Raw genomic sequence first — 20,041 nt, forward strand, 5'->3', positions numbered from 1 at the left:
GCTTTTTCATCCGACCGGGCAGTCGCGTCTTCGCGAGCGGGCGACGCAAGGCGCGCGCCCAGACATGTGTGAGCGCGCTGGAGCAACGGTAACGGACGCGCTCTCCGCTGTCACGAGTGTGAGCCCCTTGAATAAGTTCAACTTCGGGCGCGCACAAAGGAATTGATCACAAGGCAGAATGGCGAATTTCCATTACGGCCGCGAATTCAGCGAACATCACGGCCGGTCTCACGCACCGTCCGTCACCCGGGGATCGGCGTCCACGGGTCGCGGCAGTGGCACGGGCGCCCAGCGCCGGGACGCACGTTCCCGGGTGTACCAAAGGGCCGCGCCGGCCAGCGCGAGCGGGATCACCAGGAAGACCCCGGAGAACGCCAGCACCACGCCCATCACCACGGCGGCCACCACCGCGCCGTACCAGACCGGCCGCCGGGTGGGCAGCAGCCGGACCCCGGCCACCAGGCCGGCCACGGTGACGGCGATGAAGCAGGCCGAGGCGGCGAGCATCACGGAGCCGAGGTCGGCCCCGACCGCGAGGGCGACGACGGAGACCACGGCCGAGAGCACCGCCAGGAGCGCGAGGCTGCGGCGCGGGATCTCGCCCGGCCGGTGTCCCTTGGCGAGCCACTCCGGCAGGGCACCGTCGCGGGCGAGCGCGGCGCCGAGCCGGCCGGCGCCCGCCAGGTAGGCGTTCATCGTGCCGAAGGTCAGCATGGCGGCGAGGGTGGCGGTGACGGCGGCGGCGCCGTCCCCGATCCCCTCCTCCAGCAGGAGGCTCAGCGGGACGTCGCTCGCCGCCAGCCGGGGGCCGAGGACGAGCACGCAGGTGACGGCGAGTCCGATGTAGAGCACGGCGATCACCACCAGGGTGAGCGCGGTGACCAGGCGCAGGTCGCGCGCCGGGTTGCGGAACTCGCCGGCCAGGTGGGTGACGGCCTCCCAGCCGGCGAAGGAGAAGAACAGCAGGCTGGCCGCCGGACCGACGGCGAGCAGGCCGTGCGGCGCGAACGGCGTCATGTTCCCCGCCTCCGCGTCGGGCAGTGCCAGCAGGCACGCCACCAGCAGCAGCACGGCGAGCAGGCCGACCAGGATGAGCTGCACCCGCCCGGAGACCCGCAGGCCGATCGCGTTGGTGCCGAACGCCATGGTCAGCAGGGCGATCGCGATGACCAGGGCCTCGCCGCGCCCGCCGCCGAGGGCCTCCGCGACGTACTGGCCACCGACGTACGCGGTGACCGGCGCCCCGGCGGGCAGCGCGAAGTAGAACCAGTACCCGACCATCGCCGAGGCGCGCCGGCCGTACGCCTTCGACACGAAGGTGGCGACGCCGCCGCCGTCCGGGTAGTGCGCGCTCAGGGCCGCGAAGCTGGCCGCCACCGGCACGCAGAACAGCAGCAGCAGCGCCCAGGCGAGCACCGAGGCCGGTCCGGCCTCCTCGGCCGCCAGCGAGGGCAGCGCCAGGATCCCGGCGCCGAGGATCGCGCCCACGTAGAGCGCCGTACCCTGACTCACACCTATGCGTGCGGAGCTCAAGGCAACTCCCGTATTCTTCTCAGAAAGTAAGCGAGTCCAGGCAGTTGTGCTTCGGATGAGCGGATGATGGAGCATCATGCCTCAGATAATGAGCACGGACAACCCCGCCCTCGACGCTCAACCAGACCGTGTGGACCGGGAGTTGATTCGCCTGTTGCAGGAGTCGGGCCGGATGACGCTGGCCGAGCTGGCCCGGCACGTGGGGATGAGCTCCCCCGGCGTCTCCGAACGGCTGCGCAGGCTGGAGCAGTCGGGGGTGATCAGCGGCTACGGCGCGGTGGTCGACCCCTACCGGCTGGGGTACCGGCTGCACGCCTTCGTGCGGCTGGCCACGTTCAGCCCGGTGAGCGCCCGGCCGGAGCTGGACCGGGTGATGGAGCGGCCGGAGGTGATCGAGGCCCACCATGTGGTGGGCGAGGACTGCTGGATCTTCAAGGTGATCGTGCGCGACACGACGCATCTGGAGGACCTGCTGCTGGACTTCGCGCGGGTGGGCACCACCACGACGTCCATCGTGCTGTCCTCCCCGGTCAACGGCCGCGCGGTCACCCCGGCCGACGAGGTCGGGGGCGCGGAGCCGGCCGGGGGGGTGCGGTGATCCGGGTCTGTGTCGCGGGGGCGACGGGCTGGACGGGCGGCGCGGTGGCGCGCGCGCTCCTGGGAGCGGACGGCCTGGAGCTGGTGTCGGCGGTCGCCCGGACCCACGCGGGCCGGGACCTGGGCGCGGCCTGGGGCGGCGAGCCGGTCGGTGTCCCGGTGACCGGCACAGTCCTGGAGGCGCTGGCGGCGGCCCCCGCCGACGTCCTGGTGGACTACACCTCGCACGAGGCGGTCCGGGCACACGTGGGGGCGGCGATCGAGCGCGGGGTCGCGGTCGTGGTCGGCTCCTCGGGCCTGACGGCGGCCGACTACGCCGCGATCGACGAGGCCGCCACCGCGCGCGGCGTCGGCGTCGTCGCCGCGGGGAACTTCTCGGTGACCGCCGCCCTGGCCCAGGCCGCCGCGCTGCTGGTGGCCCCGCACCTGCCGCACGCCGAGGTCATCGACTACGCCTCGGCGGGCAAGCGGGACGCGCCCAGCGGCACGGCCCGCGAGCTGGCGGAGCGGCTGTCGGGGACCGAGCGGGCCGTCACCCCGCCGATGACCCCGGCCGACGGGCCGCCGGAGGCCAGGGGCGCCGAGGTCGGCCGGGTACGGGTCCACTCGCTGCGGCTGCCCAGTTTCTCGGTGTCCACGGAGGTCGTCTTCGGCCTGTCCGACGAGCGGCTGACGATCCGTCATGACGCGGGCGGCTCGGCCGCCCCCTATGTCGCGGGCACGCTGCTGGCGATCAGGGCGGTCACCACCCGCCCCGGCCTGACGCGCGGCCTGGACACGCTGCTGCTGGGAGGAGGCGGAGGCACCGGCTGACCGCCGGTCGGCGGGGAGCGGAGCGGAGCTCCCAGGTCCTCGACCCCGCCGAACGGCTCAGCGCCCCGGCCTCGCCATCGTCCGCGCCGTCGTCGTCGCCGATCGTCCGCGCCGGCCGCGACACGGCCGATGTCACGGCGGTCGCCGGCCCTGCCGCCGCCGAACGGGTCACTGGCGCCGTCACCTACCGCTGGACCTCGCGGGCGCGGGCGCGGGCTCCGCTCCGCGCCGCCGACGCGGAGCGGGGCGGGCCGGGGCCAGGGCCGTGTCCAGGACCCGGGCCCACTGGCCGACGATCCGCCCCCGGCGGCGGCTGTCGTCGGTCAGCAGGCTCGCCAGGCCGAAGCCGCGCGCCATGTCCAGCGTGGCCTGGATCATCTCCCGCACGCCGGGGACCGACTCGTCCACGCCCAGCAGCTCGACGGCGGCCTGGTGCACCATCCGGCCGGTGCGCGCCTCCAGCGGCACGACCAGCTCGCGGAGCTGCGGGTCGGCCGAGGCCGCGACCCACAGCTCCAGGGCGGCGCGGAACGGCACCCCGATGAACCAGCTCACGATCAGCTCGACCACGGCCTCGGTGGGCAGCGTGCCGATCTCCAGCCGCTCCAGCTCACGCTCGATCTCCGCCGCGCGCACCTGGGTGACGTGCTCGACGGCGGCGGTGATCAGGGCCTCGCGGGTCGGGAAGTGGTGTTGCGCCGCGCCCCGGGAGACCCCGGCGCGCTCGGCGACGACCGTCACCGTGCTGCCCGTCCAGCCCATCTCCACCAGGCACTCGACCGCCGCGTCCAGCAGCCGCCGCCGGGTGGCGCGGCTGCGGTCCTGCTGCGGCGCCCGGCGGGACGGCGTCGAGCTCAGGCCGGTGGGCGGGTTGTTCGGCATGATCCCCTTGTGATCCTTCCGCCGCCCCGTAACGGAACGGCCTTTCCGGCTCAGCGGTTGTCGGTGCCGCTTTTGGCGTCGGCCGCCCACCTCGGCGGGCGCTTCTCCAGCCAGGCGAGGACGCCTTCGCGGGCCTCCTCCGAGCCGAAGAGCCGGGCCGACTGCTCCTGGACAGCCTCGCCCCGTTCGTCGAACGCGCGCAGCACCCGCTCGGTGGTGAGCTTCTTGGACTCGGCCAGACCCTGCGGCGACGCGGCGCGGAAGGCGTCGAGCAGGGCGCCCAGCGCGGCGTCCACGTCCGTCACCGCCTCGGTGACCAGGCCGATCCGCTCGGCGGTGGCGGCGTCGAATCTGGCGCCGGTCAGGAACCAGCGGGCGGCGGCCCGTTCCGGCATCCGGGGCAGCGTGGTCAGGGAGATGATCGCGGGCGCCAGCCCGAGCCGGGCCTCGGTGAAGGCGAACGTGGCGGCGGGCCCGGCCACGGCCAGGTCGCAGGCCCCCAGCAGGCCGAGACCGCCGGCGCGGACGTGGCCGTCCACGCGGGCGACGACGGGCTTGGGCAGCTCGACGATCTGCCGCAGCAGCGCCAGCAGCCGGACGGTGCCGCGCGCCGGGCCGTCCTCGGCCGTCGCCTCGGACAGGTCGGCGCCCGCGCAGAACGTGGTGCCGGTGTGGGCGAGGACGACGGCCCGCACCCCGGGGTCGGCGGCGGCCGTGGCGAGGTGCTCGGCCAGCTCGCCGACGAGTCGGGCGGACAGGGCGTTGCGGTTGGCGGGCGAGTCGAGGGTGAGCGTGGCGACGGCCCGGTCCAGGGCGTAGGTCACCACGGCGGAGTCAGTGGTCATATCGGGCGGCTTCTCAGTACGACTTCGGCAGGTTGAGGCTGAACTGGGCGACGAAGTTCAGGATCATCTCACGGCTGACGGGCGCGACGCGCGCGATCCGGGCGGCGGCCAGCAGCGAGGCGAGGCCGTACTCGGCGGCCAGGCCGTTCCCGCCGTGGGTCTGGATCGCCTGATCGACGGCGCGGATGCTGGCCTCGGCGGCGGCGTACTTCGCCATGTTGGCCGCTTCGGCCGCGCCCATCTCGTCGCCCGCGTCGTAGAGCGCGCCGGCCTTCTGCGTCATGAGCCGGGCGAGCTCGACCTCGATCTTGATCCGCGCGAGCGGGTGGGAGACGCCCTGGTGCGAGCCGATGGGCGCGCCCTTGAAGACGGCGCGTTCGTTGGCGTAGGCGGCGGCCTTCTCCAGCGCGTAGCGCCCGATGCCGGTGGCGAGGGCGGCGGCCAGCACCCGTTCGGGGTTGAGCCCGGCGAAGAGCTGGGCGAGCGCCGCGTCCTCCTCGCCGATGAGGGCGTCGGCGGGCAGCCGCACATCGTCCAGATAGAGCGTGAACTGCCGCTCGGGCATGATGATGTCCATGTCGATCGGCCGGTATGCGAAGCCCGGCGCGTCGGTGGGGACGGCGAAGAGCACGGGCTTGAGCTTGCCGGTGGCCGCGTCCTCGGTGCGGCTGACGACAAGCACGTGGTCGGCCTGGTCGACGCCGGAGATGAAGACCTTGCGCCCGCCGAGCAGCCAGTCGGCGCCGTCGCGGCGCGCGGTGGTGGTGATCTTGTGGGAGTTGGACCCGGCGTCGGGCTCGGTGATGCCGAACGCCATGATGCCGGAGCCGTCCGCGATGCCGGGCAGGAAGCGCCGCTTCTGCTCGGGGGTGCCGAAGCGGGCGATGACGGTGCCGCAGATCGCCGGGGAGACCACCAGCATCAGCAGACCGCAGCCCGCCGCGCTCAGCTCCTCCTGCACGATGGCGAGTTCGTAGATGCCGGCGCCGCCGCCACCGTACTCCTCGGGCAGGTTGACACCCAGGTAGCCGAGCTTGCCCGCCTCCTGCCACAGCTCCTTCAGCGGCTCGTGCGCGCGGGCGCGGGCGGAGGCGTAGCCGAAGCCGTAGCGGCGGCCGAGCTGGGCGACCGCCTCGCGCAGGGCGCGCTGCTCGTCGGTCTCGGTGAAGTTCACACGGACTCCTCGGAGATCTTCTCGTCTGTCTTCTCACCGGTGTGCGCGCCTGTGTTCGCGCCTGTGTCCTCACCGGTGTTCGCGCCGGGGTCCGCGCCGGTCCGCTCGCTGACGACGCCGAGCACGGCGCCCACGTCGACCTGCTGGCCGACGGTGACGGCGAGTTCGGAGAGCACGCCGTCGGCCGGGGCGTCGATCCGGTGCTGCATCTTCATCGCCTCCAGCCACAACAGCGGCTGTCCAGCGATCACTTCGTCGCCGCGCGCGGCGTCCACGCGCACCACTGTGCCGGGCATGGGCGCCAGCAGGGAGCCGGGTGCCACCTGGGAGACCGGGGCTGGGAAGCGGTCGAGGGCGGTCAGGGTCACCGGGCCGAGCGGCGAGTCGACGTACCGCTCGGTGCCGTGCCGGGCCACGGTGAACGTCCGGCGGACGCCCGCCACTTCCAGGACGACGCGGCCGGGCGCGGCACGGGTGAGGGAGACGTCGTCGTGGCCCTCCGCGACGAGCCCGGTGCGGGCGAGCCGGTAGGCCACGGTGATCTCGCCGTCCCGGGTCGCGTAGGTCGTGCGCTGGGGCTGAGAGGGCACGTTGCGCCAGCCGGAGGGGAGGGTGGCCAGCGCGCGGGCGGTGGCGCGCCGGTGGGCGGCGTCCGCGAGCGCGGTGGCCAGGGCGGACAGCCGACTGGCGTCCGGACCGGCCAACGGCGCGGCGAGGGTGGCCAATCGGTGCCGGTCCAGGAAGGCGGTGTCGGTGTCACCGGCGAGGAACGCGGGGTGCCGCAGCACGTTCACCAACAGATCGCGATTGGTGGTCGGCCCGTGCACCTCGGCGCGGGCCAGCGCGGTGGCCAGCGCGCGGGCGGCCTCGGTGCGGGTCGGCGCCCAGCTGATCACCTTGGCGAGCATCGGGTCGTAGTGGATCGAGACGGCGGAGCCGTCCGTGAGGCCGGAGTCCAGACGCAGCCCGTGAGTGGCCGGACTGGTGAACTCGGCCAGCACTCCCGGGACATGGAGGCGGTGTACCGTGCCGCTCTGCGGCTGCCAGCCGGCCGCCGGGTCCTCGGCGTACAGGCGGACCTCGATGGCGTGGCCGTGCGGCGCGGGCGGGGAGGGCGGCAGCGGCGTGCCCTCCGCGACGCGGAGCTGCCAGCGGACGAGGTCGAGTCCGGTGGTGCACTCGGTGACCGGGTGCTCGACCTGGAGGCGGGTGTTCATCTCCAGGAAGAAGAAGCGGTCGGAGCCGTCGGTGAGGAACTCGACGGTGCCCGCGCCCACATAGTCGATGGCGCCGGCGGCCTTGCGGGCGGCCTCGAAGAGGCGTTCGCGCATCCCGGGCGACCACTCGACCAGCGGCGAGGGCGCCTCCTCCACGACCTTCTGGTGGCGGCGCTGGATGGAGCACTCGCGCTCGCCCACCGCCCAGACGGTGCCGTGGGCGTCGGCGAGGATCTGCACCTCGATATGGCGGCCGGTGGCGAGATAGGGCTCGCAGAAGACGGTCGGGTCGCCGAACGCCGAGGCCGCCTCGGCGCGCGCCGCCGCCAACGCGCCGGGCAGGTCGGCCAGGGCGCGGACGATCCGCATGCCGCGCCCGCCGCCGCCGGCCGACGCCTTGATGATGACGGGCAGTTCGGCCTCGGTGAGGGCGGCCGGATCGATCTCGGTGAGGACCGGCACGCCCGCCGCCGCCATCAACCGCTTGGCCTGGGTCTTGCTGCCCATGGCGGCGATGGCGCGCGGCGAGGGGCCGATCCAGGTGAGCCCGGCGTCGGTGACGGCCTGGGCGAAGCCGGCGTTCTCGGAGAGGAATCCGTAGCCCGGGTGCACGGCGTCGGCCCCGGCCCGCAGGGCGGCGTCCACGATCAGGTCGGCCCGCAGGTAGGTGTCGGCGGGCGCGCCGCCGGGGAGGCGGACGGCGGCGTCCGCCTCGGCCACGTACGGCGCGTCGGCGTCGGCGTCCGAGTGGACGGCGACCGTCTCCAGGCCCAGGTCGCGGGCGGTGCGGAAGACCCGGCGGGCGATCTCCCCCCGGTTGGCCACCAGGACGGAGGTAAGGGTCGTGTGGTCGGTCATGTGCGGAACACCCCATATCCGGTCGCGCCCTTGACCGGCGCGGAGTGGACGGCGGAGAGGGCCAGGCCGAGCACCGTGCGGGTGTCGCGAGGGTCGATGACGCCGTCGTCGTAGAGGCGCCCGGACATGAACGCGGCCAGTGACTCGTTCTCGATCTGGCTCTCGACATAGGCCCGCATCTGTCCGTCGGCGACCTCGTCGTAGACCTCGCCGCGCGCCTGGGCGGCCTGCCGGGAGACGATGGAGATGACGCCCGCGAGCTGGGCCGGGCCCATCACGGCGGACTTGGCGCCGGGCCAGGTGAACAGGAAGCGCGGCCCGAACGCCCGCCCGCACATGCCGTAGTTGCCCGCGCCGTAGGAGGCGCCCATGACCACGGTGAGGTGCGGGACGGCGGAGTTGGAAACCGCGTTGATCATCATCGCGCCGTGCTTGATGATGCCGCCCTGCTCGAACTCCTTGCCCACCATGTAGCCGGTGGTGTTCTGGAGGAAGATCAGCGGCGTGTCCGCCTGGTTGGCGAGCTGGATGAACTGGGTGGCCTTCTGCGCCTCCTGGCTGAACAGCACGCCGCGCGCGTTGGCCAGGACGCCGACGGGATAGCCGTGCAGGCGGGCCCAGCCGGTGACCAGGCTGGTGCCGTACAGCGGCTTGAACTCGTCGAAGTCGGAGTCGTCCACGATCCGCGCGATCACCTCACGCGGGTCGAACGGCACCTTGAGGTCGGTCGGCACGATCCCGGCCAGCTCGTCCTCGTCGTAACGGGGCGGCAGGACCTCGGGATACGGCGCCGGCCCGGCCTTGCGCCAGTTGAGGCGGGAGACGATATCGCGGCCGATGCGCAGCGCGTCCAACTCGTCGGCGGCCATGTGGTCGGCCAGGCCGGAGGTGCGGGCGTGCATCTCGGCGCCGCCGAGCGATTCGTCGTCGGCCTCCTCGCCGGTGGCCATCTTCACCAGGGGCGGCCCGGCGAGGAAGACCTTGGCCCGCTCCTTGACCATCACCACGTGGTCGGACATCCCGGGGATGTAGGCCCCGCCCGCCGTGGAGTTGCCGAACACCAGGGCGATGGTGGGGAGTCCGGCGGCGGAAGCGCGGGTCAGGTCGCGGAAGGTGCGCCCGCCGGGAATGAAGATCTCCTTCTGGCTGGGCAGATCGGCGCCGCCCGACTCGACCAGGTTGATCGACGGCATGCGGTTCTCGGCGGCGATCTCGGCGGCGCGGAACGCCTTGCGCAGCGTCCACGGGTTGCTCGCGCCGCCGCGCACGGACGGGTCGTTGGCCGTGATGACGCACTCGACGCCCGCGATGACGCCGATACCGGTGACCAGACTGGCGCCCACCGGGAAGTCGGTGCCCCAGGCGGCGAGAGTGGACAGTTCGAGGAACGGCGAGTCGGGGTCGATCAGCAGCTCGATGCGCTCACGGGGCAGCAGTTTGCCGCGCTTGTGGTGCCGCTCGGTGTACTTGGGGCCGCCGCCGGCGATGGCCTTGGCGTGTTCGGCGTCCAGATCGGTCAGCCGGGCGAGGGTCGCGGCCCGGTTCTCCTGGTAGTCCGCCGCGTTCGTGTCGAGGGCGGAACGCAGCGCGGTCATGCGGTGAGCCCGAGTCGCTTGCCGGCCAGGCCGGTGAGGATCTCGGTGGTGCCGCCGCCGATACCGAGGATGCGCATGTCGCGGTACTGCCGTTCGACCTCGGTGCCGCGCATGTAGCCGATACCGCCGTGGAGTTGGACGGCCTGGTCGACCACCCAGGTGCCCGCCTCGACGGCGGTGTTCTTGGCGAAGCAGACCTCGGCGATCTGGTCGCCGTCGCCGGCCGCGACACGGCGGGCGACCTCACGGGTGTAGACGCGGGCGACGTCGACGCGCATGGCCATCTCGGTGAGCGTGTGGCGCACGGTCTGCCGGCTGATCAGCGGGCGCCCGAACGTCTCGCGGGCACGGCACCACGCGACGGTGAGGTCGAGGGAGCGCTGCGCCGAGGCATACGCCTGGACGGCGAGGAGGAGCCGTTCCCCCACGAAGTTCCGCGCGATCTGGGCGAATCCGCCGCCCTCGGCGCCGACGAGATTGGCCGCCGGCACCCGCGCGTCGGCGAAGGACAGCTCGGCGGTGTCGGAGCAGTGCCAGCCCATCTTCTCCAGCGGGCGGGAGACGGTGAAGCCGGGCGTGCCCTTCTCGATCACCAGCAGCGACACGCCGCCCGTGCCCGGCTCGCCGGTCCGCACGGCGGTCGTCACGAAGTCGGCCCGCACGCCGGACGTGATGTACGTCTTGGCGCCGTTGACGACGTAGTGGTCGCCGTCGCGCTTGGCGGTGGTGCGGATGCCCGCGACGTCCGAGCCGCCGTCCGGCTCGGTGACGCCGAGCGAGCCGATCAGCTCGCCGGCCAGCGTGGGGCGCACCCAGCGGTCGATCTGCGCCGGGTCACCGGCCGCGACGAGGTGCGGCAGGGAGATGCCGGAGGTGAACAGGGCGGGGAAGACGCCGCCGGCGGCACCCGTGTAGTGCAGCTCCTCGCAGAGCGTCACCAGGTCGAGGACGTCACCGCCTCCGCCGCCGACGCTTTCGGGGAACGCCAGGCCGATCAGCCCGAGTCCGGCGGCACGGCGGTGCGCCGAGCGCGGCAGCTCCCCGGCCCGCTCCCAGGTGTCCTGGCGCGGCAGGATCTCGTCGGCGACGAAGCGCCGCACGGTGTCGCGCAGCGCCCGCCGTTCCGGCGTGGAGTAGGGATCACTCACAGGAGGGCCTCCGGTATGTCGACATGACGGGAACGCAGCCACTCCCCGACCGCCTTGGCCTGGGGGTCGAAGCGGGCCTGGGAGGCGACGCCCTGGCCGAGCAGGCCGTCGACCACGAAGTTGAGCGCGCGCAGGTTGGGCAGCGGGTGCCGGGTGACGGGGAGCGGGGCGGTCTCGGGGAGCAGCCGGCGGAACTCCTCGACGGTGAGCATGTGCGCGAGCCAGCGCCACGCCTCGTCGGTGCGGGCCCAGACACCGACGTTGGCCGAGCCGCCCTTGTCGCCGCTGCGGGCGCCGACGACGGTGCCCAGCGGCATCCGGCGGCTCGGGCCGGACGGCGGTGGCGGCCCGGGCGGCGGCACATCGGTCACCTCGGTCACCTCGGTCACCTCGGTCACCTCGCGGGTTTCGGACGGTGGTTCGATGACGCGGCGGCGCCCGTCGGGCAGCACGGCGAAGTGCTCGACCTCGCCGGCGTCCACATACGCGGCCTCGAACACGCCGTAGGGCGAGGCGGCGCCGGGCGGCGCCGTCACGTGGAAGCCGGGGTACCCCGCCAGCGCCAGCTCGATCGCGGCGCCGCTGAACGCGCGGCCGATCGCCTTCGGGTCGCTGTCGCGGACCACGCAGCGCAGCACGGCGCTCGCCTCCTCCTGGACGGGGGCGTCGGCGCGGTCGCCGCGAGCGAGCGTCCACTCGGCGTCGAAGCCACCGAGCTGGGCCTTGACCAGCTCGGCCTTGGCCTCGATGTCCAGTCCGGTGAGGACGAATTCGACCTGGTTGCGGAAGCCGCCGAGGCGGTTGCACCCGACCTTCAGGGTGGGCGGCGGGGCCTCGCCGCGCACGCCGCTGATCCGCACCCGGTCCGGCCCGTCATCGGTGAGCCGGATGGTGTCGAAGCGGGCGGTGACGTCGGGGCCGGCGTAACGGGAGCCGGTGATCTCGTAGAGGAGTTGGGCTGTGACGGTGCCGGTGGTGACGGCGCCACCGGTGCCCGGGTGCTTGGTGATGACGCTGCCGCCGTCCGCCTCCACCACGGCGATCGGGAAGCCGGGGCGGCGCAGGTCGGAGATCTCGGTGAAGAAGGCGTAGTTGCCGCCGGTCGCCTGCGGTCCGCACTCGATGACGTGTCCGGCGACGACCGCGCCCGCCAGCGCGTCGTAGTCCTCGCGGCCCCAGCCGAAGTGGGCGGCGGCCGGGCCGACGACGAGAGAGGCGTCGGTGACCCGGCCGGTGACCACGATGTCGGCGCCCGCGTCCAGGCAGGCGGCGATGCCCCAGGCGCCGAGGTAGGCGTTGGCGGTCAGGGCGCCGTCCAGGCCGAGTTCGCCGGCGCGGGCGGTGAGGTCGTCGCCCTCGACATGGGCGACGCGCGCGGGCAGGCCGAGGCGTTCGGCGAGGTCGCGGATGGCGGCGGCGAGCCCGGCCGGGTTCAGCCCGCCGGCGTTGGTGACGATCTTCACGTCCCGGTCCAGGGCCGGTCCGAGGGTGGTCTCCAACTGGCGCAGGAAGGTCTTGGCGTATCCGGCGTCCGGGTCCTTCAGCCGGTCGCGGCCGAGGATGAGCATGGTCAGCTCGGCGAGATAGTCGCCGGTGAGGACGTCGAGTTCGCCGCCGGTGAGCATCTCCTGGAGCGCGGAGAACCGGTCGCCGTAGAAGCCGGAGGCGTTCCCGACGCGGAGCGGGGGCGGGGTCATGCGAACTCCCCGGGGGCGCGGCCGGCTCCGGGCGGGCCGGCGAACGCCTGGGCGATGCCCAGCCAGGCGTCGGCGTCCGGCCCCTCGGCCGTGACGGCGAGGTCGGCGCGGTGGCGTCGCTGGGTGACCAGGAGGCAGAAGTCGAGCGCGGGTCCGGTGACACGTTGTCCGGCGTCGGCCGGGCCCCACGTCCACACCTCGCCGGCGGGACCGGTCAGTTCGACGCGGAACGGCCGCTCGGGCGGCGTGCGGCCGTTGACCCGGTAGGCGAAGTCGCGGGCGCGGACGCCGATATGGGCGATGTTGCGGAGCCGGGCGGTGGGCTCGCGGTGCACGCCGAGGGCGTCCGCGACGTCCTGGCCGTGCGCCCAGGTCTCCATCAGCCGGGCGGTCGCCATCGAGGTGGCGCTCATCGGCGGCCCGAACCACGGCAGTCTCGTGCCGTCGGGCACGGCGGCCAGCGCTCCGGCGAGGGCGGCCCGGCGCTCGCGCCAGTGGGCCAGTAGGTCGGGGCGGGCGGCGCCGCGCTCGGCGGCGCGGTCGATGTAGCCGTCGAGCCGGGTCATGGCCCGGTCCAGCGCGGCCTTGAACTCGGCGTCGTCCGTGGCCGCCAGCAGCGCCATGCTGTCGGTCCAGGCCAGATGCGCGATCTGGTGGGCGATGCTCCAGCCGGGGGCCGGGGTGGGCGTCCGCCAGACCTCGGGCGGCAGGTCGCGCACGACGCGGTCGAGCGCGTCCCCCTCCGCTTCGAGGTCGGCCAGCACTGCGGTATCCGTCACGGCAGGAACGGTGCCACGGGCCCAGCAAAAAATCAATGATGCTTGCTTTTTTATCCACCGCGAACGAAACGCCGGCCGGGGGTCTCCCCTTGACCCCAACCGCGGTGGACGTCGCAGGCTCGTCACATGTCTCTCACCAGTGCCGAACAGGACCTCGTGGCGAAGGAACAGCCCGGTCGGCTCGCGACAGTGGCGCCGGAGGGCAGCCCGCAGAACAAGCCCGCCGGATTCCGCTACGACGCCGGGCTCGGAGGGATCCACATCTACGGCTTCGGGAGGGAGACGTCCGCGACGTACCGCGACATCCAGGTCAATCCGCGGGTCTCGTTCGTCATCGACGGCACCGTCCCCGGCGCGGAGGGCGCGGCGGGCGTCCGCTTCCTGGAGATCCGCGGCCACGCCGAACCCGCCGCGGACCCCGCCGGGCCGGACGGCCACCAGAGCCGGCACTTCATCCGCGTCCGTCCCCGCCGGATGATCAGCTGGAACGTGGACCCGGCCGAGCCCGGCATGCGCTCCCGCGACGTCTGAGGTCGCGCGCCATCCGCTCGGTGCGACATCGGCCGCACGCGCCACGCGGTCCCCGACACCGGCCGCGTCGAGGTCGGCGGCCAGCTCCTCCAGCGGCCACAGCGGGTAGGGGCCGGTATCGAACCCGAGCGGCCAGTCGTGCCGGTCAGGGAAGGGGCTCCGCCCACGGAAGGTGGGCGGAGCCCCCCGTAACGGCCAGGAGACGCCGTTACGTCGGAAAGCGACCGGAGAAGCGGTCACCATGGGGCGTCATTTCCCCCCGGATGACGGGTGACCCCCGGACGCTCAGGTGCAGTACGGCGTCAGGGCTGTGTCACCGACCCAGACCTGGCCGTGGTAGTTGATGTTGGTGTTCGTCCCGCCCGTGCCCGCCGTGTTGCTGGACCACACCGGGCGGTAGTCACCGTTGTAGATGACCAGGTTCCCGTCCTGCTGGTACTCGACGAACGCGCCGCCGCTGCCCTGGGTGTTGGAGGCCCAGCAGACCCTGGTCTCCACCGGACCGTAGGAGTAGAGCACCAGGTTCCCGTCGCTCTGCATGACGAGCTCGGCGTTGTTGTAGCCGGCCACCTCCCGCCAGATGCGCTGGCCGTGGTACAGCCGCTCCCCCTTGTTCAGGTAGTCCGAGCCGGCGCCCGCCTCGGCGGGCGTGCCGACGACGACGGTCAGGCCCAGGGCCAGGCCGAGCGCGGCCAACAGGCCGACGGATCTGGTCAGGTAACCGGCGATCATGAGACGTTTTCCTCCCCTTCGGTACGCGCTGACACACGTACGACTGAGCTGTCCGGATCGCCGATCAGGGCGATGGCCCGACGACCGTGAGCACCGCTCCCACTGGCGAATCGGGAACGGCCCGAGGGCGGCATCGTCCCGGCACCGACCCGGCGGGCGCTGCGCCATGTTCAGCGCACTCCCGTGCCCTGATCCTGCACGGATCCCCCACCCGGCCGGAACCCCACGGGCCATGGTCTTCACGAGCGGATCGATAACCTGGGATCTATGACCGACGACGCGGGAGCAAAGTCAGTCCCGGCGGATCCGGACGCCCGCCGCGAGCCCAGCCCCCATCAGCTGAGGCTGTTCCTGATGCTCGCCGAGGAGCTGCACTTCGGCCGCGCCGCCGCGCGGCTGTTCATGACGCAGCCCGCCCTCAGCCAGCAGATCCGTGCCCTGGAGACGCGGCTCGGGGTGCCTCTCGTCGACCGTTCCAGTCGCGCGGTGGTCCTCACCCCGGCGGGTCTGGCCCTGCTTCCCGAGGCCCAGGCGATCGTGGACGCGCTGGCCCGGCTGCGCCGCCGCGCCGATGGCCACGCCCGGGAGATCCGCGGCCACCTGGTGATCGGCTTCGTCGGCGCCGAGTCCGCCATGCCCCACACCCACGCCGTCCTGACCGCGCTGTACAGCCGTCACCCCCGGATCACCGTCGAGATGCGCCTGCTCGATCTCGCCGACCACATCGAGGCACTGCTCAACGGCGACGTCGACGCGGCGTTCCTGCGGCCTCCGTTCCCGCCCGGCATCCAGTCCCTGCACCTGGCGACCGAGCCCCGCGTGGCCTGCCTGCCCGCCGGTGACCCGCTGGCGACCGGCGCGCCGATCACCCTCGCCCAGCTCGCCGACCACGCCGTGGTGGGCCTCCCCGCCCGTACACCGCGCCCGTGGCGGGACTTCTGGGCCGTCGACCCCCGCCCGGACGGGACACCCGCGCGGTTCGGACCGGTGGCGACGGACGTCGAGGCCCTGCTGCACGTGGTCGCCGGCGGCCTGGCCATGGCCTTCCTGCCCGCCTCGGCCCGCCGGCTCTTCCCCCGGCCCGGCGTCGCCTACGTGGACGTGTCCGACGTCTCCCCGTGCACCTCGGCGCTCGCCTGGGCCCCCCACAGGCGTTCCCATCCGGCCGTCGCCGCCCTGCGCGAGGCGGCCCGCGTCGCGCTGCGGGCCGCCCCCGGGGCGCCGCCCGCCCCACGGCCGGTCGCACTGTGACTCCCGCCTACTGAAGGCCAGTTGAGCCACCCCACGGCTTGCCGCACCCAGCGCCAACGGCCTCGTCGTCGGATACCCAAGCACGCGGAGGAGCAAGCCGCGCCGTCCGGCGGACCTGGGTCTCATGGGGGACCTCCGAGGCTGTCTATGCGAGGAGAGCCCGCCGTCTTTGGTGCATGCATGACATGCCCCACAAGAGGGCGTCCGCGCCCACCTTCCCACCGCCCCGGACCGGACCGGACTCCGGACCGAGCCCCGGACCGGGGCGGATCCGCCCCGTTCACCCGGCCGCGGCGGCGTCCAGCAAGCCCTGGATCTCGATCTTCTTCATCCCGAGCATGGCCGACATCACCCGGCTCGCCTTGGCTTTGTCGGGGTCGCCGATCAGCTCGTGCAGCGCCCGGGGCACGATCTGCCAGGACAGGCCGAACCGGTCCTTCAGCCACCCGCAGGGCCCCTCCTCACCGCCGCCCTCGGTGAGCTTCGCCCACAGCGTGTCGACCTCTTCCTGGTCCGCGCAGTCCACCGACAGCGAGATGGCCTCGGTGAACGAGAACTCCGGCCCACCGTTGAGCGCGATGAACCGCTGCCCCGGGAGCTCGAAGGTGATGGTCATGACCGAGTCCACCGGGCCGGGCCCGGCCTCGCCGTACCGCTGGATGTCGATCACCCGCGCGTCGTCGAAGACGGAGGTGTAGAGCTCGACCGCCTCCTCAGCCTGGTTGTTGAACCACAGGAACGTCGTGATCTTCTGCTGCCCCATGCCGCTTCCCTCTCGCTCGGCCGGAATCCGGCGCTCGTGACATGGGGTAGACCGGCCCGGGCCGCGGAACTCATCGGTGCGGCGGTCGGCCGACGGCCGCTCCCGGATGCGACGCGGGTCCCGGCACCCCGGGCGGGCCCGGCGTAGCCACCCGCACGCGCGGCACACCGCGCCCGAACGCCCCGCTCCGGCGACCGCCGCCGAGACCGGCGGCGGCCCTTCCCCGCCTGGCTCTCCGTCCGGTCATCGTTCCCGAACGGTGGCCGGGAAGCGGGCGGCCTTTTCGTGCTGATGAGCAACACCGTTGGGCTGAGGCGCACTTACGCGCGTAGACGCCCGCCAGGTACGGTGGCCCCACCTCGACGCCCTGCCCCCCCGGCCGGCGGCCGGTGCCCCCGATGAGGAGCGGCCCATGCGAAGACCCACCGACCGGCCCGGCGCGTCCGTCGTCCGCCGACCCGCGCTCGTCGGTCCGAGCACGTCATGACGCGGGACCGGATCACCGACCACCTACGGCGTCCGCACGCCGGCCACCCCCGGCCGGAGCCCGTGCCACGGCTGACGCGCGGGACGTCCGCGCGGACCCGGCGAACCGTCGATCCCCTCGCGACCGTCGTCGGCCCCCGGGACTTCGGCGCGCGCGCCCGCCGGAACGTGACAGCGCGCGCCCGCCGGAACGTGACAGCGGGCACCGGCCGAAAAGTGACGGCCGGCACCGAGCTGGGCGGGCGGGCGGCCGGACGGGCGCTGGGGAACGCGGGCACCGAGGCCGGAGAGGCGGCAGACCTGATCGTCGTCTCCCGCGCCGGCTACCGCCCGCCCGGCCCGGGCGCCCACATCGCCGCCCGGCCGGGGCCGCGCGGGACGGCGACGCTCGCGTTCGGGCCGGGCGTCACCACGGTCACCCTGGCCGGGCACGTGGACGACCGTCTAGTCGACCGGCGCCGGTGGGGCGGTGCTGCCGCGGGGGATCAGGCGGGTGGGGAGGACGATATGCCGGCCTCGGTCGGCCTCCGGGTCGTCGATCAGCTCGCACGCCAGCTCGCCGGCGACCCGGCCGATCTCCTCGGCGGACTGGGCGATCGTGGTCAGATCCATCCACTCGGCCTGGTCGTGGTCGTCGAAGCCGAGCACGGAGATCTGCTCGGGCACGGCGATGCGGCTGCCGCGCAGGGTCCAGATCACCTCCATCGCGATCTGGTCGATCTCCGCGAACACGGCGGTCGGCGGCTCCGGCAGTCCCAGCAGATGGCCGACCGCCTCCCCCGTGGCCCGGCGGCCGAGCGAGGACCGGACGATCAGCTCGGGGTCGACCGGGATGCCGGCCTCGGTGAGCGCCTGTTCGTAGCCGATCTGCCGGGCCGGGGAGCTGAAGCGGAACGCGCCAGTGGCCGTCTGGACATAGGCGATGCGCCGATGCCCGAGGTTCAGCAGATGTCGCGTGCCGCGCCGGGCGCCGGCCACGTCGTCCACGTAGACGCTGGCGCGGTCGCGCGCGTGCTGGCTGACGTAGACCACGGGCACACCGTGGCCGTCCAGCCGGAGGCTCTCCTCGGGGGTGAGATTGAAGGAGATCACCAGCAGCGCGTCGGCGTTGCGGCGGGCGGGAAGGCGGTTGAAGAAGGCGTCCCGCTCGGCCATGTCCGTGACGGTGTAGACGAGGAGGTCCCGGCCCGCCCGGCGCAGCGCGGTGGACAGGCCGGTGAGCGCCGAGCCGAGGAACCAGGTGTTGAGCGCCGGCGTCACCACCGCGACCGTGCCGGTCTTGCCCGTGACCAGGCTGGCGGCCTGCCGGGAGACGACGAACGACAGCTCCCGGACGGCCGCTTCGACCCGCTGCCTGGCCATGGGCGAGACCGTGGACAGGCCGCGCAGCGCGCGGGAGACCGTGGACACGGAGACGCCGGCGCGCTGGGCGACATCGGCCATCGTGGGGTGCCCCTGTGCTGCCGGCATGGCTGGAAGGTAGCACAGCGGGTGACGAATGGGGCCCCGCCGGGAAAGCGCTGCCAGAACACCCAGGGCCATGACGATCGTTGGGGGCCGAGTGCCGGAATCCGAGGCCATGGGGATCCGTGCGCCAAATATTACCGGCACGTAACACATTGACTTTCCTTCACAAAGCCTCCTACTTTGCCAGCGTTGTCACCCAGCGGCGCGACAGGTCGCTGAGCCGCCCGATGAATACGCCTTAGACCTGCCTCTTCCGCATGCCAGCGCATCCACCCCTGCATGACAGCGCTGTCATGACCCCGTGCGACACGGACGGCGCACGCCGTGCCCGTCCCAGCCCGACAGGAGTGAACGTGACCACGAGAAGAAGACCACTGCGGAGCCCGCTGGTTCTGCTCACCGTGCTCGCCGCCGCCGCGACCGCCTGTGGTTCCTCCGGCGGCGACGACGGTGCCCAACCCGAGGACGGCGGCGCGTCGTTCGAAGGGCGCGGCCCCATCACCTACGTCCAGGGCAGGGACACCACCGGCACGGTCCAGGAGCAGATCGACCGCTGGAACGAGGCCCACCCCGACGAGGAGGTCACGCTGGTCGAGCTGCCCGAGGACGCGGACGCCCAGCGGCAGCAGATGATCCAGAACGCGGAGACGGAGTCCGACGCCTATACGGTGCTGTCCCTCGACGTCGTGTGGACGTCGGAGTTCGCCGCCCACCAATGGATCGACCCGCTGCCCGCCGAGGAGTTCCCGCTCGACGAGATGCTGGCGCCCACGGTCGAGACGGCGAAGTACCGCGACACCCTGTACGCGGTGCCGCAGACCTCCGACGGCGGCCTGCTGTACTACCGCACCGACCTGCTGGAGGCCGCCGGCATAGCCGAACCGCCCGGCACCTGGGCCGAGATGCGCGAGGCGTGCGACGCGGTGCTCGCCCTGCCCGAGGCCGAGGGCATGTCCTGCTACGCCGGGCAGCACGAGAAGTACGAGGGCCTGACGGTCAACTTCGCGGAGGCCGTCAACTCGGCGGGCGGCGTCATCACCGATGACAGCGGCGCGCCGGACGTCGACACCCCCGAGGCCCGCGAGGGCCTGGACTTCCTGGTCCAGGCGTTCGAGGACGGCACGATCCCCCGGGACGGCATCACGTTCAAGGAGGAGGAGGGCCGCCGCGCCTTCCAGGGCGGCGATCTGGTCTTCATGCGGCAGTGGCCGTACATGTACAGCCTCGCTAGCGCGACGGACGGCTCCAGCGAGGTCGCCGGCGCGTTCGCCGTCGCGCCGCTGCCCGGCCTGGACGGCCCCGGCTCCTCCAGCCTCGGCGGCCACAACCTCGCCCTGTCCTCCTTCGCCGAGAACAAGGCCACGGCCATCGACTTCATGAAGTTCTTCTCCAACGAGGAGAACGCGCGCACCAATGTGGAGATCACCTCGGTCGCGCCCGCCTATGCCGCCCTGTACGACGACCCCGAGCTGACCGCGCAGTACCCGTACCTGCCGGAGCTGAAGGAGTCGATCCTGAACGCCGTTCCCCGTCCGCGCGTCGTGGAGTACGGCCAGGTGACGTCCGCGATCCAGGAGGAGGCGTACGCGGCGCTGACCGGTGACAAGAGCACCGGACAGGCCCTGGCCGATCTCCAGGAAACCCTGCTCCAGTACACCTCCCAGTAAGGGGAC

Annotated in this window: 17 protein-coding genes; 5 read left to right on the top strand and 12 right to left on the bottom strand. The window is 73.1% G+C overall.

The genetic code is table 11. The features are described 5' to 3' along the window. Positions 1-228: 228 nt before the first annotated feature. Entirely contained in the window at positions 229-1,512 is a 1,284-nt protein-coding gene (locus OIE51_RS02325; RefSeq protein WP_326595110.1) for an APC family permease, read from the bottom strand. 97 nt (positions 1,513-1,609) lie between these two features. On the opposite strand from OIE51_RS02325, the gene OIE51_RS02330 reads away from it, so the two are divergent. Continuing rightward, positions 1,610-2,131 carry an Lrp/AsnC family transcriptional regulator gene (locus tag OIE51_RS02330; protein ID WP_326595111.1) on the top strand — a complete coding sequence of 174 codons (522 nt, stop codon included), beginning with the start codon at positions 1,610-1,612 and terminating at the stop codon, positions 2,129-2,131. Beyond that, positions 2,128-2,943 carry a 4-hydroxy-tetrahydrodipicolinate reductase gene (gene dapB / locus OIE51_RS02335; protein WP_326595112.1) on the top strand — a complete coding sequence of 272 codons (816 nt, stop codon included), beginning with the start codon at positions 2,128-2,130 and terminating at the stop codon, positions 2,941-2,943. The genes OIE51_RS02330 and dapB overlap by 4 nt, the downstream gene beginning before the upstream one ends. A gap of 180 nt (positions 2,944-3,123) precedes the next feature. On the opposite strand, the gene OIE51_RS02340 is transcribed toward dapB, so the two are convergent. Genes OIE51_RS02340 through OIE51_RS02375 form a run of 8 tightly spaced genes read right to left on the bottom strand, consistent with a single transcriptional unit; the run spans position 3,124 to position 13,138 of the window. Further along, positions 3,124-3,825 (bottom strand): TetR/AcrR family transcriptional regulator, encoded by a 702-nt coding sequence (locus tag OIE51_RS02340; protein WP_326595114.1) that lies wholly within the window; start codon positions 3,823-3,825, stop codon positions 3,124-3,126. Positions 3,826-3,875: 50 nt separating this feature from the next. Continuing rightward, complete coding sequence (locus OIE51_RS02345) at positions 3,876-4,670, bottom strand: enoyl-CoA hydratase family protein (protein ID WP_326595115.1); 795 nt, start codon at positions 4,668-4,670, stop codon at positions 3,876-3,878. A 13-nt stretch (positions 4,671-4,683) separates the two neighbouring features. After that, positions 4,684-5,844, bottom strand: coding sequence for an acyl-CoA dehydrogenase family protein (locus tag OIE51_RS02350; RefSeq protein ID WP_326595117.1), 1,161 nt, complete (start codon positions 5,842-5,844; stop codon positions 4,684-4,686). Beyond that, positions 5,841-7,919, bottom strand: a complete 2,079-nt coding sequence (locus tag OIE51_RS02355) for an ATP-binding protein (protein ID WP_326595118.1) — start codon at positions 7,917-7,919, stop codon at positions 5,841-5,843. Before OIE51_RS02355 ends, OIE51_RS02350 begins: the two co-directional genes overlap by 4 nt. Next, positions 7,916-9,514, bottom strand: a complete 1,599-nt coding sequence (locus OIE51_RS02360; protein WP_326595120.1) for an acyl-CoA carboxylase subunit beta — start codon at positions 9,512-9,514, stop codon at positions 7,916-7,918. The genes OIE51_RS02355 and OIE51_RS02360 overlap by 4 nt, the downstream gene beginning before the upstream one ends. Continuing rightward, positions 9,511-10,662 carry an acyl-CoA dehydrogenase family protein gene (locus tag OIE51_RS02365; RefSeq protein WP_326595121.1) on the bottom strand — a complete coding sequence of 384 codons (1,152 nt, stop codon included), beginning with the start codon at positions 10,660-10,662 and terminating at the stop codon, positions 9,511-9,513. Before OIE51_RS02365 ends, OIE51_RS02360 begins: the two co-directional genes overlap by 4 nt. After that, the gene (locus tag OIE51_RS02370; RefSeq protein WP_326595122.1) at positions 10,659-12,359 is read right to left on the bottom strand and encodes an acyclic terpene utilization AtuA family protein; all 1,701 of its coding nucleotides are present in this window, start codon (positions 12,357-12,359) and stop codon (positions 10,659-10,661) included. Before OIE51_RS02370 ends, OIE51_RS02365 begins: the two co-directional genes overlap by 4 nt. Continuing rightward, a complete protein-coding gene (locus tag OIE51_RS02375; protein WP_326595123.1) occupies positions 12,356-13,138 on the bottom strand; it encodes a TIGR03084 family metal-binding protein in 783 nt (260 codons plus the stop codon). The genes OIE51_RS02370 and OIE51_RS02375 overlap by 4 nt, the downstream gene beginning before the upstream one ends. A gap of 126 nt (positions 13,139-13,264) precedes the next feature. On the opposite strand from OIE51_RS02375, the gene OIE51_RS02380 reads away from it, so the two are divergent. Beyond that, positions 13,265-13,669, top strand: coding sequence for a PPOX class F420-dependent oxidoreductase (locus tag OIE51_RS02380; protein ID WP_326595125.1), 405 nt, complete (start codon positions 13,265-13,267; stop codon positions 13,667-13,669). A gap of 285 nt (positions 13,670-13,954) precedes the next feature. On the opposite strand, the gene OIE51_RS02385 is transcribed toward OIE51_RS02380, so the two are convergent. Further along, complete coding sequence (locus tag OIE51_RS02385; protein ID WP_326595127.1) at positions 13,955-14,401, bottom strand: hypothetical protein; 447 nt, start codon at positions 14,399-14,401, stop codon at positions 13,955-13,957. 267 nt (positions 14,402-14,668) lie between these two features. On the opposite strand from OIE51_RS02385, the gene OIE51_RS02390 reads away from it, so the two are divergent. Beyond that, positions 14,669-15,652, top strand: a complete 984-nt coding sequence (locus OIE51_RS02390; protein ID WP_326595128.1) for a LysR family transcriptional regulator — start codon at positions 14,669-14,671, stop codon at positions 15,650-15,652. A 280-nt stretch (positions 15,653-15,932) separates the two neighbouring features. On the opposite strand, the gene OIE51_RS02395 is transcribed toward OIE51_RS02390, so the two are convergent. Together OIE51_RS02395 and OIE51_RS02400 are read right to left on the bottom strand one after the other, a co-directional pair. Then, on the bottom strand, positions 15,933-16,415 hold the full coding sequence (locus OIE51_RS02395) for a VOC family protein (protein WP_326595130.1): 483 nt from the start codon (positions 16,413-16,415) through the stop codon (positions 15,933-15,935). Between the two features lie 930 nt (positions 16,416-17,345). Continuing rightward, complete coding sequence (locus OIE51_RS02400) at positions 17,346-18,371, bottom strand: LacI family DNA-binding transcriptional regulator (RefSeq protein WP_326595132.1); 1,026 nt, start codon at positions 18,369-18,371, stop codon at positions 17,346-17,348. Positions 18,372-18,721: 350 nt separating this feature from the next. Between OIE51_RS02400 and OIE51_RS02405 the strand changes: the two genes are divergently transcribed. After that, a complete protein-coding gene (locus OIE51_RS02405; RefSeq protein WP_326595134.1) occupies positions 18,722-20,035 on the top strand; it encodes an ABC transporter substrate-binding protein in 1,314 nt (437 codons plus the stop codon). Positions 20,036-20,041 lie beyond the last annotated feature (6 nt).

The organism is Streptomyces sp. NBC_01803 (assembly GCF_035917415.1).
In the GTDB taxonomy this organism is placed as follows: domain Bacteria; phylum Actinomycetota; class Actinomycetes; order Streptomycetales; family Streptomycetaceae; genus Streptomyces.